The organism is Bordetella bronchiseptica, from assembly GCF_900636925.1.
Taxonomy (GTDB): domain Bacteria; phylum Pseudomonadota; class Gammaproteobacteria; order Burkholderiales; family Burkholderiaceae_B; genus Bordetella; species Bordetella pertussis.
On sequence record NZ_LR134326.1, the window covers coordinates 4,274,970 to 4,288,825 of the forward strand.

The window sequence follows — 13,856 nt, forward strand, 5'->3', positions numbered from 1 at the left end:
GATGCGGAAAGCGTCCGGGAACCGGTCGAATTTTCCGCCCCTCTGTCCTTTTGCCTGAGAGTTGCCCCGCGCGAGCGGGTTTGCACCTTCGGCGCCTGGGCTGCTTGCGCACCGCGAAGGTGGCCGCGCCAGGTCTCTCCAGAGTGCTGTTTCGAGCGCGCCAGGCGCTACTCGATGCAGTCGCGGTATGGGTTACCTGAGCGATTCCGGGCGAATTGCGCCTTCGGCGGCAGCCGCAATCGGCCGCTCTCTCCCGCGACATGCGTGACAGCGCGCAAAGCATACATCGAAAGCGCCATGCCGCAAAGCGTCCGGATGGGCAGCGATCCGCCCCTGTTTCGGCGCCTCAGCCCAGCGCGGTATCGAGCAGCATCATCAGCACGAATCCCAGCATCAGGCCGGCGGTGGCCGGCACCTCATGCCCCTTGCGGTGCGACTCGGGAATGATCTCGTGGCTGATGACGAACAGCATGGCGCCGGCCGCGAAACCCAGCCCCCACGGCAGCATCGCCGCCGACCAGCCCACCACCGCCGCGCCCACGATGGCGCCCAGCGGCTCGACCAGCCCGGACAGCATGCCCAGCGCCACCGAGAACGCACGGCCGTAGCCGGCGGCCAGCAAGGCCAGCGCCACCACCAGCCCTTCGGGCACGTCCTGGATGGCGATGCCGGTTGCCAGCGCCGCGCCGCGCAGGCTGTCGCTGCCCGCGTAGCCCACGCCGATGGCCAGGCCTTCGGGCACGTTGTGCAGCATGATGGCGAAGACGAACAGCCAGGTGCGGCGCAGGGTGCGCGAGGCGCGCCCTTCCTTGCCCTTGATGAAGTGCTCGTGCGGCAGCAGCCTGTCGCTGGCCAGCAGGACCGCGCCGCCCAGCAGGATGGCCGCCCCCACCAGGATGCCCGCCCCCCAGGGGCCGTAGCCCTGCGCGCCGGCCGCGGCGATGCCCGGCGCCACCAGCGAGAAGGCGCTGGCCGCCAGCATGACACCGGCGCCGAAGCCGAACATGCAGTCCTGCACGCGCTGCGACAGGGTCTGGGAGAAGAGCACCGGCACCGCGCCCAGCGCGGTGGCGCCGGCGGCCACCATGCCGCCGGCCATGGCCAGGGCGACGTGCGGCCAGCGCCGGTCGAGGAACTCCCACAGCTGGTAGCAGGCCAGGCAGGCCACCAGCACCGCCAGGGTCATGGCGCTGACGCTGGTGAGCGCCGGACGGACGCGGTGGCGGCTGTGGGTATTCATGCGGCCTCCCGGCCGAGCTCGGCCAGGGCGATCTCGTAGCGGCGCGCCACTTCGGCCCAGTCCACCACCCGGTAGAAGGCCTCGATGTATTCGGGACGGCGGTTCTGGTACTGGAGGTAATACGCGTGCTCCCAGACATCCAGGCCGAGTATCGGGGTGTTGCCCTCCATGAGCGGCGAATCCTGGTTGGCGCTGCTGTCGACCCGCAGGCGGCCGGCAGGCGTGACGGTCAGCCAGGCCCAGCCGCTGCCGAATCGGCCCAGCGCGGCCTGCGTGAAGGCCGCCTGGAAGGCGTCGTGTCCGCCCAGCTGGGCCTGGATGTCGGCCGCCAGCCGTCCATCCGGGCGGCCGCCGCCCGACGGCGACATGACGGTCCAGAACAGGCTGTGGTTGGCATGGCCGCCGCCGTGGTTGCGCACCGCGCCGTGGATGCCCGGCGGCAGCGCCGGGATGCGGCGCAACAGTTGCTCGACCGGCTCCTCGCTGTCCAGGCCGGCGCCTTCGAGCGCGGCGTTCAGGCCGTTGACGTAGGTCTGGTGATGGCGCGTATGGTGTATTTCCATCGTGCGTGCATCGATATGCGGCTCGAGCGCATCGTAGGCATACGAAAGGGCAGGCAGGACGTATGGCATGCGGTCTCCGGCATTTGCATTTGGTAAAGACAAATGATAGTCATTTCCATTTACCAAAACAATAGGCGCGCGGCCCTGCCCGCATGCGCCGTGCCCGCCAGGCTAGAGGGCGTTGCCGCAGGCGTACCCCGACGCCCAGGCCCACTGGAAGTTGTAGCCGCCCAGCCAGCCCGTCACGTCGACCGCCTCGCCGATGAAGTACAGCCCCGGCACGCCGCGCGCCTGCATGGACTTCTGGTCCAGGGCGCGCGTGTCGACGCCGCCGCGCATCACTTCGGCCTTCTTGTAGCCGGCCGTGCCGCTGGGCACCAGGCGCCAGTCATGGATCAGCGCCGCCAGCGCCCGCAGCGTGCGGTCCGGCACGTCGGCCAGGCGCGCGGCGGCCAGGTCCGCGCCGACGGCGCGCCCGGCCACGTCCAGCCAGGTATCGGCCAGCCGCCGGGGCCACAGGCCGGCCAGCACGGTATGCAACTGCTGCCGGTTGCCCGGCTTGGCGCCTATCAGTTCGGCGGCCAGGTCGCGGCCGGGCGCCAGGTCCAGCACGATGGGCTCGCCCGGCTTCCAGTAGCTCGATATCTGCAGGATGGCGGGGCCGGACAGGCCCCGGTGGGTAAACAGCAGGTCCTCCAGGAACGCCGCGCGCCCCTTGCCCTGCCCGGTCGACAGCGTGACTTCCAGGGCGACGCCCGACAGCGCGGCGAACGGCTGCCATTGCGCGGGATCGAAGGTCAGCGGCACCAGGGCCGGCCGCGGCTCGACGACCTTCAGGCCGAACTGGCGCGCCACCTTGAGCGCGTAGTCGGTCGCGCCCAGTTGCGGGATCGCCATGCCGCCGGTGGCTACCACGACCGCGCGCGCGTCGATCGCGCCGGTGCTGGTACGCAGCGTGAAGCCGCCGCCCTCGCGGCGGGCGATCTCGTCCACGCGGCACGGCATGCGCCAGGCCACCCCGCCCTGCCCGCACTCGGCGCGCAACATCTCGATGATGGTTTCGCTGCTGTCGTCGCAGAACAGTTGCCCGCGATGCTTTTCATGCCAATGCACCCGATGGCGGCGCAACAGGCCGAGGAAATCCTGCGGGGTGTAGCCGGCCAGCGCCGAGCGGCAGAAATGCGGGTTGTCGGACAGGAAATTGGCCGGGCCGGCGCCCAGGTTGGTGAAGTTGCAGCGCCCTCCGCCGGAGATGCGGATTTTCTCGGCCAGCTTGGCGGCATGATCGATCAGCACCACGCGCAGGCCGCGCTGGCCCGCCACGGCGGCGCACATCATGCCGGCGGCCCCGGCGCCGATGACGGCGACATCGAACATCGAAACGGGATACTCCCTCGAAGACAACGCCGCGCCGGGCCGCCCCCTCGGGCGGCCCGGCGCGGCGCGTCGGATTTACTGCTCGCCGGCGTCCTTCAGGCAGTCGACGTAATAGCGCTTGGCGCCATCGGGGCCCTCTTCGTCGGCCAGGCCGTGGATGTAGGTCTCGAAGCCGGGGAAGCGCTCGTTGAACTCGCGCGCGAACTGCAGGTATTGCACGATGGTCCGGTTGAAGCGCTCGCCCGGGATCAGCAGCGGAATGCCCGGCGGGTACGGCGTGAGCAGCACGCCGGTCACGCGGCCTTCGAGCTGGTCGATCTCGACGCGCTCGACTTCGCGGTGCGCCATGCGGGCGAAGGCGTCCGAGGGCTTGAGCGCCGGCACCATGTCGCTCAGGTACATCTCGGTGGTCAGGCGCGCCACGTCGCGTTCGCGATAGGCCTCGTGGATCTGCTGGCACAGGTCGCGCAGGCCCATGCGCTCGTAGCGGCGGTGACCGCGGCAGAACTCGGGCAGGATGCGCCACAGGGGCTGGTTGCGGTCGTAGTCGTCCTTGAACTGCTGCAGCGCGGTCAGCAGGGTGTTCCAGCGGCCCTTGGTGATACCGATGGTGAACAGGATGAAGAACGAATACAGGCCGGTCTTCTCCACCACGACGCCGTGCTCGGCCAGGTACTTCGACACCAGCGCGGCCGGTATGCCGCTTTCGCCGAAGCTGCCCGACATGTCCAGGCCCGGGGTGATGATGGTGGCCTTGATCGGGTCGAGCATGTTGAAGCCCGGCGCCAGGTCGCCAAAGCCGTGCCAGTGGTCGCCCGACTCCAGCACCCAGTCGTCGCGATGGCCGATGCCCTCGGGCGCGAGGCGGTTGGGGCCCCACACCTTGAACCACCAGTCGTCCTTGCCGAACTCGGAGGCCACCTTGCGCATGGCGCGGCGAAAGTCCATGGCCTCGCGGATGCTTTCCTCGACCAGGGCGGTGCCGCCCGGCGGCTCCATCATGGCGGCGGCCACGTCGCACGACGCGATGATCGCGTACTGCGGCGAGGTCGACGTATGCATCAGGTAGGCCTCGTTGAAGAGGTTGCGGTCCAGCTTGCGGCTCTCGGACTCCTGCACGATGATCTGCGAGGCCTGCGAGATGCCGGCCAGCAGCTTGTGCGTGGAGTGCGTGGCGAACACCATGGCGTCCTGGCTGCGCGGGCGGTCCGGGCCGATCGCGTGCATGTCGCGGTAGTACTCGTGGAAGGCCGCGTGCGGCAGCCAGGCCTCGTCGAAATGCAGCGTGTCGACGTAGGTGCCCAGCTTTTCCTTGATCATCTCGACGTTGTAGATGACGCCGTCATAGGTGCTCTGCGTCAGCGTGAGGATGCGCGGCTTCTTGTTCAGCGCCTCGCGCGCGAACGGGTTGGCCTCGATCTTGCGGCGGATGTTTTCCGGGTCGAATTCGTCGAGCGGGATCGGTCCGATGATGCCCAGGTGGTTGCGCGTGGGGCGCAGGAACACCGGGATCGCGCCGGTCATGGTGATGGCGTGCAGGATCGACTTGTGGCAGTTGCGGTCCACCACCACCACGTCGCCGGCGGCCACGTTGGCATGCCAGACGACCTTGTTCGACGTCGAGGTGCCGTTGGTGACGAAGAAGCAGTGGTCGGCATGGAAAATGCGCGCGGCATTCAGCTCGGACTCGGCCACCGGGCCGGTGTGGTCCAGCAGCTGGCCCAGCTCGTCGACCGCGTTGCAGACGTCGGCGCGCAGCATGTTCTCGCCGAAGAACTGGTGGAACATCTGGCCCACCGGGCTCTTGAGGAACGCCACGCCGCCCGAGTGCCCCGGGCAGTGCCAGGAATACGAACCGTCCTGGGCATATTTGACCAGCTCGCGGAAGAACGGCGGCGGCAGGCCGTCCACGTAGCTGCGCGCTTCGCGGATGATGTGGCGCGCCACGAACTCCGGCGTGTCCTCGAACATGTGGATGAAGCCGTGCAGCTCGCGCAGGATGTCGTTCGGGATGTGTTCCGACGTGCGCGTCTCGCCGTACAGGTAGATGGGGATGTCGGCGTTGCGGAAACGCAGCTCGCCGATGAACGTGCGCAGGTTCTTGATCGCGCCCGCCACGTCTTCCGGAGAATCGACGTCGAACTCCTCATCGTCGATCGACAGGATGAAGGCGCTGGCGCGGCTTTGCTGCTGGGCAAACGAGCTCAGGTCGCCGTAGCTGGTCACCCCGATGACCTCCACGCCCTCGGCCTCGATCGCCGAAGCCAGCGCGCGAATGCCCAACCCCGAGGCGTTCTCGGAGCGATAGTCTTCGTCGATGATGAAAATGGGGAAGCGGAATTTCATGCGGGCGCTCCTGGGCGGGCAAGGCAAAACGGACGCGAGTGTACTGCCAGACGGGGTCGGGCTGGTGACAAAAAAGCAACCGGCCCGACGAGCGGGCCGACCTCGGGGAATTGTAGGACGGATTGAAAGCGGGTGCGCCCGCCGGCGCGCGGCGTCAGCGAATGATGTCGGGCCGGCGCGCCGCGACGGCCTGCTCGTAGCGGCCGAAAAACGGCCGCAGGTCTTCCTGCGGGCCGGCGTCGATGCGGCGCTCGACCTTGGCGATGGCGCACAGGCAGACGTCGAACTCGGGCTCGCCGGTCACCAGCACCACCGGATCGTCGTCGTCGCAGACCTCGTACAGCCCGCCGTGGCGACGCCGCGCCACCTCGTACAGGTAGGCGGCCGCCCCCACCCGTTGCACCGGGTCCAGCGCCAGGGCGCCCAGGTGGGCCTGTTCGAGCACGGCGTCGAGCGCGGCGATGCTGGCCGGCGAGTAGTCCAGCCCCGCCCCGGCGGGGACGGCGGCCACGAAATCGCGCGCCGCCGCGGCGACCCGTTCGACGAAGGCGTCCTGCGCCTCCTGGTCGTACTGCTGCGTGTCTTTCCTGCGGAAACCGAACATCTGGGGCTCCTGCGCCGCGAAACAGCCGCGCTTTTCACGTATCTTCATTATATTTGGCGCAACCCTGCCGCCACCCTGCGCGTACGCTGCGGAGCCAGACGTGAATCTTTCCACCATACGCCCTTTGACGCCCGAGGATGCTGCAGAATTTCAACGCGTTCGCCTGGCCGCCCTGCGCGAGGCGCCCGAAGCCTTCGGGTCCAGTTACGAAGAAGAAAGCGTTGACACAATCGCGCAATGGCGCGCCCGCCTTGCCCCGCGCGAGGGTTACGTGCTGCTGGGCGCCTTCGTGGACGGCGCCCTGGCCGGGGTCGGCGGCGTGGCGCGCGGGCACACAATGAAACAACGTCACAAGGCTGAAATCTGGGGTATTTACGTTGTACCCGCGCAACGCCGCGGCGGCCTGGCGCGCCAATTGACCGAGGCGCTGCTGGCACGGGCGGCCCGGATGACCGGGGTACGCCACGTGCTGCTGAGCGTGGGCGCCGACAACGGCGCCGCGCACGCGCTGTACGCCAGCCTGGGCTTCGCCGAGTATGGCCGCGAGCCCGACGCGATGCTGGTGGGCGGCCGCCTGCTGGCCAATATTCTCATGATCCGCCCGCTGGCCGCGCGCTGAGGGCCGGTCCCGGACTGGAGCCGACACCATGCAGGCACAGGTACTGATCAATATCGACGTTCCCGACGCGGCGCGGGCCGCGCTGTTCTACGAACGCGCCTTCGGCCTGCGTCCGCGGCGCCGGCTGGGGCCGCAGGCCATCGAGATGGCGGGCGCCGCCGTGCCCATCTACCTGCTGGAGAAGGCAACCGGCTCGCAGGCGGCCACGGGCACGAGCCAGGGGCGCGACTACGCGCGCCACTGGACGCCGGTGCACCTGGATTTCGTGGTGGACGATTGCGACAGGGCGGTCGCCACGGCGGTGGCCGCCGGCGCTATGCTGGAAGATCCGCCGCACAGCCACGCCTGGGGCCGCATCGCGCATCTGTCCGACCCCTACGGCAACGGCGTGTGCATCCTGCAGTTCCTGGGCGAGGGCTACGACGCCCTCGCCGCCGCGGCGCCCTGAACGCGCCGCGCCGAACCGGAGACCGCCATGCCAGCCCCAGCCACCGTCGCCTCACCCGTCGTGACCTGCCTGCGCTACCGCAACGCCAGCGCCGCCATCGAATGGCTGGTGCACGCGTTCGGGTTCGAGGCGCAACGCATCGTGCCCGGCCCGGCCGATACCATCGTGCATGCCCAGCTGACGCTGGGCAGCGGCATGATCATGCTGGCGTCGGTGACGGACACACCGTTTTCCCGTTACATGAAGCAGCCCGACGAGGTCGGCGGCGTGGAGACGCAAAGCGTGTACCTGGTGGTGGCCGACCCCGACCAGGCCTACCGGGACGCGCAGGCCGCGGGCGCCGAGATACTGATCGATATTGCCGACGCCGATTACGGCGGCCGCGGCTTTTCGTGCCGCGACCCGGAGGGGCATATCTGGAGCGTCGGCTCGTACGACCCCTGGCAATAGCCGCCGCTCAGGTGCGCGGCAGGGTGACGCCGCGCTGGCCCTGGTACTTGCCGCCGCGGTCGCGATACGAGGTCTCGCACACCTCGTCGCTTTCGAGGAACAGCATCTGGGCGCAGCCCTCGCCGGCGTAGATCTTGGCCGGCAGCGGCGTGGTGTTGGAGAACTCCAGCGTGACGTGGCCTTCCCATTCGGGTTCGAGCGGCGTGACGTTGACGATGATGCCGCAACGCGCGTAGGTGCTCTTGCCCAGGCAGATCGTCAGCACGCTGCGCGGGATGCGGAAGTACTCGACCGTGCGCGCCAGCGCGAACGAGTTGGGCGGGATGATGCAGACATCGCCCTTGAAGTCGACGAACGACTTCTCGTCGAACTGCTTGGGATCGACGATGGTGGAGTTGATGTTGGTGAAGATCTTGAATTCGTCCGCGCAGCGCACGTCGTAGCCGTAGCTGCTGGTGCCGTAGCTGACGATGCGGTTGCCGCCCGCGGTGCGGACCTGGCCCGGCTCGAAGGGTTCGATCATGCCGGCTTCGGCCGCGCGGCGGATCCAGCGGTCGCTTTTGATGCTCATGGTTGGGCGCCTCGATTGAATGAAGGGTATTCTACCCGCCGCCGGCCGCCGCCTTGGCGCTCAGTCATCCAGCAAGATCCGATATACCAGCGCGATTCCGTTGACCGAGCCGGCCTTCAGGTCCAGCGACAGGCCGCGCGCCAGGCGGTAGCTGGCGCGCCCGACCGTTTCGCTGCCGGCCAGCGCCTGCTCGACGCTGAGCGTGATACCGTTGGCGAAGCGCTTGCTGGCCACCAGGAACTGCGTCGCCAGGTCGGCGTCGCTGTCGCGGTTGACGCCGGCGGCCACGGTGCGGTCGGGCAGCAGGCTGCCGGAGCTGCCGATCGCGCCGGACCGCACGCTGACGTCGTCCAGGCCGAACTGCTTGTAGAACGGCTGCCCGCCGCCCAGCAGCGCCGTGCCGACCGACAGCAGCAGCGCCGTGTCGCCGCCGCTGGCGTCCGGGCCGCGGCCCAGCACCAGCCACGACAGCTTCTCGACGTCGCTGACATCCGGATAGGACACCAGGTCGATGCGCGGCCGCTGCGCCGTGCCGGCCACCCGCACGCCCGCCTCGACCTGTTCGCCGGTGCGCAAGGCCTCGATGTCGAGCAGCGGGTTGTCCAGCCGGCCCTGGAAGGTCAGCGTGCCGCGCCGCAGGCGCAGCTTCTGGCCGTAGGCCTCGATGCCCCCGCCGCGCGTGCGCAGCGCGCCATAGCCGGTCAGCCTTCCCTCCTGAAGGCGGATCTGGATCGAGCCCAGCAGGCCGGCATCCAGGCCCATGCCGGTGATGTAGAAGCGCGGCCCCATGTCGACCTTGAGGTTCATGTCGATCTGCAGCGGCGGACCGTCGCCTTGGGCGTTCTTCTGGCCGGCCCGCACCACCTTGACGTCGTCGTCCAGGGTCGGCACGCCCTGCAGGATCTCCAGGCTGACCCAGCCGGCGTCGGCGGTGATGTCGCCATTGATGGAGATGCGCGGCAGCGCGGCATCCAGCGTCACCACGCCGGACACCATGCCGTAGCGGTCCGAGCGCTGCAGCGCCGGGAAGCGATGCAGTTGCAGCCGCACCTGGCCGCGCGCGGCCGACAGCTCCCATTGGCCGGTGGCCTCCAGGTAGCCGCCCTTGGCGTCGGGATTGGTGCTGACCCACTCGCGCGTGCGCCATTCGGCCGGCATGACGCGCAGCGAGGCCGGAAAACGCAGGGAATCCAGGATGACGCGATCGTCCTGCAGGCGCGCGCGCAGCGTGCCGTCGATCAGCCGCACGCCGTCGTCGATGCGCACCACGCGCAGCTTGTCGCCGTTGACCGTGCCGCTGGCGTTCCATTTGCCGTCGAGCGAGCCCTGCGCGCGCACATTGGCCTTGAGCATGCCGCCGACCTCCAGCGTGTCGCCGACGAACAGACCCAGCCAGGCCAGGTCGGTCACGTCGGCATCGAGGGCGACGCGGATCGGCTGGCGCGGGTCCAGCGCCAGGCCGCCCAGCGTGGCGCTGGCGGTGCCGTTGATGGCGCCCATCCTGGCGGTCGCCATGTCCAGCCGCGCGTCGAGGCGGCTGGCCTGCCCGCCGGTGGGCGTGGCGTTGGCCTCGAGCACCAGCGTGCGCAGGCCCAACGGGATCGGCGGATCGCCCGGAATGCGCAGGTCGCCGTCGCGCCGCGCCACCCGGACCTTGCCGGCCAGCGCGCCGGCGAATTTGAGGTCCCACGAGGCGTCGAGCGAAATGCGGCGCTGCGCCGCCGGCACCGGGGCGTTGACCGGACTGCCGCTGTCGCGCTCGGCGCGCGCCACGGCCTCGGGATCCAGCGCCACCAGTATCTGGCGCACCATGGCCGCGGTGATCACCAGCGCGTCGGCGCGGCCCGCGGTTTCCCAGCGCCCGGCGCCGCCGCGCGAGGCGGCATGCGCCAGCGCGACGCGCTGCTTGTCGGGGAAGGTCAGCGCCAGGGTGGTGGCGCCGACCTGCCACTGCCATTGCGGGGCAAGCGCCTCGGGCACGTAGGCCAGCGTGACGGAACGCTCGAGGGCCAGCGCGAAGCCGGCGCTGTCGGCCGTCAGGCGCGATACCGAGCCGCGCCAGCCGGCGGCGGCGCCCTCGGCGGCCGGCCCCGCCCCCCAGCCGCCGCTGAACTCCAGCTGCGCCTGCGCACGCGCGCGGCCCAGCACGCGCGCGCGGGCGTCGGCCGGCGTATAGGCGGCCTCGATGCGGCCGCGATGACGGGCCAGGGCGCCATCGAGCGCGGCCTTGACGCTGGCCGCGCCCGGAATGCCGGGCCAGAACGCGTCCAGGCGCGGCGCCTGCGCGTCCAGCTTGAGCGCGCCGGCGCGTTCGTCCAGCTTGCCCTGGGCGCGCACCCGGTTCGGGCCCAGTTGCAGGTCGACGTCGAGCTGGTCGACCCGCAGCCCGCCCGGCAGCGCGTGCGGCTGCGCCGGCGCGGCCGTGGCGAAAGCCCCCGGGGGATCGCCCAGCGCGCTCACGCTGGCGGCGACCTTGCCGGCCAGGGGGTGGCGGTTCCAGCTGCTGCCCTTGGTCACGTCCAGCGTCAGCGTGGCGCGGTGCAGGCGGCTGAGATCGTCGACTTCGGCGTCCAGGCCGCCGCGCGCGCTCAGCATCGCCGGCGGGATGGCCTCGCCGGCCAGGCGCTGCAGGTCCAGCCGCTCGGCCTCGAACGTGGCGACGACGCGGTCGCGGCCGGGCTGGCCGGGCTGCGGCTGCCAATCCAGCGTGGCGGCCAGGCTGGACTTGTCCTCCCGCGTCAGTTTCAGGCTGGCCGTGCGCAGCGGAAAGGGCGCCTGCGGCAACAGGCCGGCGCGCGCCTCCAGGGCCAGCCCCTGGCCGGCGCCGGTCAGTTCGGCCTCCAGCTGTTCGAGCGTGCCCTGCGCCTGGACCTGCAGCGCGAGGCCGCACGGGTCGGCCGGCTCGTCCGGCTTTTCCCCGGCGTCGTCCTTGCCCTTGTCCTTGCCCTTGTCCTTGCCCTTGTCCTTGCCCTTGTCCTTGCCCTTGTCCTTGCCCTTGTCCTTGCCCTTGTCCGTGGCGGCCTTGTCCTTGGCCGTTTTGTCCCTGGCGTCGAGCAGCGGCGCCAGGCACAGCGGCGATTCGGGGCCGCTGCCCTGCGCCTGCAAATCCAGGCTGGCCGTCAGCGGCCACGGCTGGGCGAGGCTCGCCACATCGAGGCGGCCTTGCGCGCGCAGCGTGCCCACGGCATGGGTCACGCGCAGGCTGTCCAGGGTCAGGCGCGCGCCGTGGCGGCCCGCCGCCAGGCTGGCCTGCAGCTCGCCCGCGCTCACGGGCAGCGGCTCGCCATCCTGGCGCAGGACGAATTCGCCCAGGCTGAGACGGTCCAGCGCCAGCTCCACCGGCAGGCGCAAGGCGAACGGCTCGTCGCTGTCGGGCGGCGGCGTGGCCGGCGTATGCAGGCCGACCTCGACGCGCGTGGCCGCCAGCTCGCGCACATGCAGCAGCCGCTGGCCCAGCGCCCGCCACGCCACGTCCAGCCGCAGGTCGTCGACGGCCACATCCACGTCGGCCACCGACAGGCGGATACGGTCGACCCGCAGGCCGCGCAGCACGCTGCCGCGCACGCCCGCGATCTCGCCGTCGAGCTGCCGGGCCACGGTGTCGAGCAGCAGGCGCGTGCCGTTTTGCGACGCCACGGTCCAGAACACGAACCCGCACGCCAGCGCGGCCAGCATGGCCACGCCCGGCACCCACCAGACCAGGATGTGGCGCACGACGCCCCATATCTTGCTCAAAACGCGATCCCCAACGAGAAGTGCAGCCGCAGGTCGCGTTCGCGCTGGCCGTACGCGACGTCCAGGAACAGCGGGCCGGCCGGCGTGCGCACGCGCGCGCCGACGCCATAGCCCACGGCGATGTCCATGTCGCCGAAGGATTCGGCCGCGTCGCCCGCGTCGACGAACACGCCTATGCCCCAGCGTTCATTGAAATAGTGGTCGTATTCCACGCTGGCCACGGCCAGCGTGGGCGCGCCGACGATGGCGTCGTCCTGCTCCACGCCGATACTCTGGTAGCGGTAGCCGCGGATCGAACGCGCGCCGCCGGTGCGAAAGCCGAAGTCGTCGGGCACGCGGGTGCGGCCGTTGGACCAGAGCCGGCCGACCTCGCCGCGCAGGGTCAGCACGTCCAGCTTGCCGATCGGCCACCATTTCTGGCCGCGCAGCCGCAGGCGCATGTAGGGCTGGCCATCGTCGAGCGTGGCGCCCACCCCGCCGCCGACGGCGATCAGGTTGCCCTCGCGCGGGTCGTACTTGCTGTTGACGTCGCGCCGCAGCCACTCGGCCGTGAGCGTGGCGGTGGGCAGGTCGTACTCGTCGCCGCCATCGATCTTGACGTGGTCGTGCGCCAGCAGGCCGCCCCAGCGCGTCTCGTATTCGACCCGGCTGTCGCCGGCGCCCTTGCGCTCCTGCAGGCGCGTGACGCCCAGCGCATAGCGCGTGACGTCCAGCCCCTGCACGTCGGAGTGGTCGAACAGCAGGCCGAAGGAATCCTTGCGCCCGCGCTCGTCGGGCGGCAGGTTGAAGTCCAGGTAGGCGCGCTGGCGCAGCCGGTCCACGCCCAGGCCGGTTTCCATGGTGACCGGCTGGCCGAACACGACGTTCTGCCGGTAGATGGTCTCGAAGCGCACGCCGGCCTCGTCGTCCACGCCCAGCGATACCGCCAGGCGCTTGGGCGGGGCCTCGACCACGCGCACGTCCACCGGCAGGGTGATCTCGCCTTGCGAGTCGAGCACGGGCGCGGCGGCCGTCGGCCCGCCCGCCACCTCGGCATCGCCGGCCGGCGCCACCGAGGCCAGGCCGCTGGAGCCGGGCGCGCGGGCGCCCGCGCCCGGCGCGGTCACCTTCACGTCGTCCTGGCCGCCGCGCGCGCCCTGGTCCAGCGTGACGAACGCGCCGCGGAAGAACGCCGTGGACTGCAGCTCCTGCTGCCACTGGTCGAGTTTGTCCTGGTCGTAGGCCGCGCCCTCGGAATACTTCACATAGCGGCGCACCAGGCTTTCCGGCACGCGCTGCAGGCCGTCGGTCTGCAATGCGCCCATGCGCACCGCCGGGCCGCTGTCGATCTCCACCGACAGGCGCACCTGGGCGGTTTCGGCGTCCACCTCGGCCAGCGAATGGGTCATGTGCGCCAGCAGGAAGTCGCGCGTGGACACGGCGTCGAGCAGGCCGGACTTGGCCTTGTTCCAGTCGCCGTTGATGAAGGGCTGGCCGGCCTTCAGGGCCCAGTCGTCGCGCCACTTCTGGATGCGCGCGGCGTATTCCGGGCGCGCGACCCGGCCGGTGAATTTCAGGTCGACGCTGGCGACCCGGGCGCGCGGCCCCGGCTCGATGGCGATGTCCCAGGTTTCGCCGCCCACGTCGGTGCCCGGCGTCAGGGTGACGGTGGGCGTGAAATAACCCTGCGTCGCCAACGCGGCCAGCGTCGCGTCGCGCGCCCGGCGGCGCAGGCGGTCGATTTCGCCGCCGTCCTGGTCCTCGGACAGGCGCGCGATGGCGTCGACCGCGCTGTTGATGGCCTGCAGCGCGGCCGGCGGCACGCCGCCGGGATCGACGATCACCTCCGGCAGCTTGGCATGGACCTGTCCCGCGGCAAGCGCGAACAGGAGAGCGGGGCAGACACGCAATATCCGACGCATGC

Annotated in this window: 11 protein-coding genes and 2 riboswitches; of the genes, 3 read left to right on the forward strand and 8 right to left on the reverse strand. The window is 70.5% G+C overall.

Features of this window, described 5'->3' with window-relative positions; genetic code table 11:
- Positions 1–32: 32 nt before the first annotated feature.
- A riboswitch (glycine riboswitch) is annotated at positions 33–152 on the reverse strand.
- Between the two features lie 21 nt (positions 153–173).
- A riboswitch (glycine riboswitch) is annotated at positions 174–266 on the reverse strand.
- Positions 267–346: 80 nt separating this feature from the next.
- The 5 genes from EL288_RS19955 to EL288_RS19975 form a co-directional block, all read right to left on the reverse strand.
- The gene (locus EL288_RS19955; protein WP_003808402.1) at positions 347–1,240 is read right to left on the reverse strand and encodes a ZIP family metal transporter; all 894 of its coding nucleotides are present in this window, start codon (positions 1,238–1,240) and stop codon (positions 347–349) included.
- Positions 1,237–1,872 (reverse strand): superoxide dismutase, encoded by a 636-nt coding sequence (locus tag EL288_RS19960; RefSeq protein ID WP_033446726.1) that lies wholly within the window; start codon positions 1,870–1,872, stop codon positions 1,237–1,239. The genes EL288_RS19955 and EL288_RS19960 overlap by 4 nt, the downstream gene beginning before the upstream one ends.
- Positions 1,873–1,974: 102 nt before the next feature.
- Positions 1,975–3,180 carry a BaiN/RdsA family NAD(P)/FAD-dependent oxidoreductase gene (locus tag EL288_RS19965; protein WP_050484719.1) on the reverse strand — a complete coding sequence of 402 codons (1,206 nt, stop codon included), beginning with the start codon at positions 3,178–3,180 and terminating at the stop codon, positions 1,975–1,977.
- Between the two features lie 75 nt (positions 3,181–3,255).
- Positions 3,256–5,526 (reverse strand): arginine/lysine/ornithine decarboxylase, encoded by a 2,271-nt coding sequence (locus EL288_RS19970; protein ID WP_003808393.1) that lies wholly within the window; start codon positions 5,524–5,526, stop codon positions 3,256–3,258.
- Between the two features lie 154 nt (positions 5,527–5,680).
- Positions 5,681–6,178 (reverse strand): hypothetical protein, encoded by a 498-nt coding sequence (locus tag EL288_RS19975; RefSeq protein ID WP_003808391.1) that lies wholly within the window; start codon positions 6,176–6,178, stop codon positions 5,681–5,683.
- Between the two features lie 52 nt (positions 6,179–6,230).
- Between EL288_RS19975 and EL288_RS19980 the strand changes: the two genes are divergently transcribed.
- From EL288_RS19980 to EL288_RS19990, 3 genes are read left to right on the forward strand one after another with little or no spacing between them, the layout of a single operon-like run.
- Complete coding sequence (locus tag EL288_RS19980; RefSeq protein ID WP_003808390.1) at positions 6,231–6,749, forward strand: GNAT family N-acetyltransferase; 519 nt, start codon at positions 6,231–6,233, stop codon at positions 6,747–6,749.
- 28 nt (positions 6,750–6,777) lie between these two features.
- Positions 6,778–7,197, forward strand: a complete 420-nt coding sequence (locus EL288_RS19985) for a VOC family protein (protein ID WP_003808387.1) — start codon at positions 6,778–6,780, stop codon at positions 7,195–7,197.
- 27 nt (positions 7,198–7,224) lie between these two features.
- Positions 7,225–7,647 carry a VOC family protein gene (locus EL288_RS19990; RefSeq protein WP_003808385.1) on the forward strand — a complete coding sequence of 141 codons (423 nt, stop codon included), beginning with the start codon at positions 7,225–7,227 and terminating at the stop codon, positions 7,645–7,647.
- Between the two features lie 7 nt (positions 7,648–7,654).
- On the opposite strand, the gene dcd is transcribed toward EL288_RS19990, so the two are convergent.
- The 3 genes from dcd to EL288_RS20005 are packed head-to-tail and all read right to left on the reverse strand — an operon-like array spanning position 7,655 to position 13,854.
- Entirely contained in the window at positions 7,655–8,218 is a 564-nt protein-coding gene (gene dcd / locus EL288_RS19995; RefSeq protein WP_003808382.1) for a dCTP deaminase, read from the reverse strand.
- A 60-nt stretch (positions 8,219–8,278) separates the two neighbouring features.
- The gene (locus EL288_RS20000) at positions 8,279–11,953 is read right to left on the reverse strand and encodes a translocation/assembly module TamB domain-containing protein (protein ID WP_126622022.1); all 3,675 of its coding nucleotides are present in this window, start codon (positions 11,951–11,953) and stop codon (positions 8,279–8,281) included.
- Entirely contained in the window at positions 11,950–13,854 is a 1,905-nt protein-coding gene (locus EL288_RS20005) for an autotransporter assembly complex protein TamA (protein WP_003808378.1), read from the reverse strand. Before EL288_RS20005 ends, EL288_RS20000 begins: the two co-directional genes overlap by 4 nt.
- Positions 13,855–13,856: the final 2 nt, after the last annotated feature.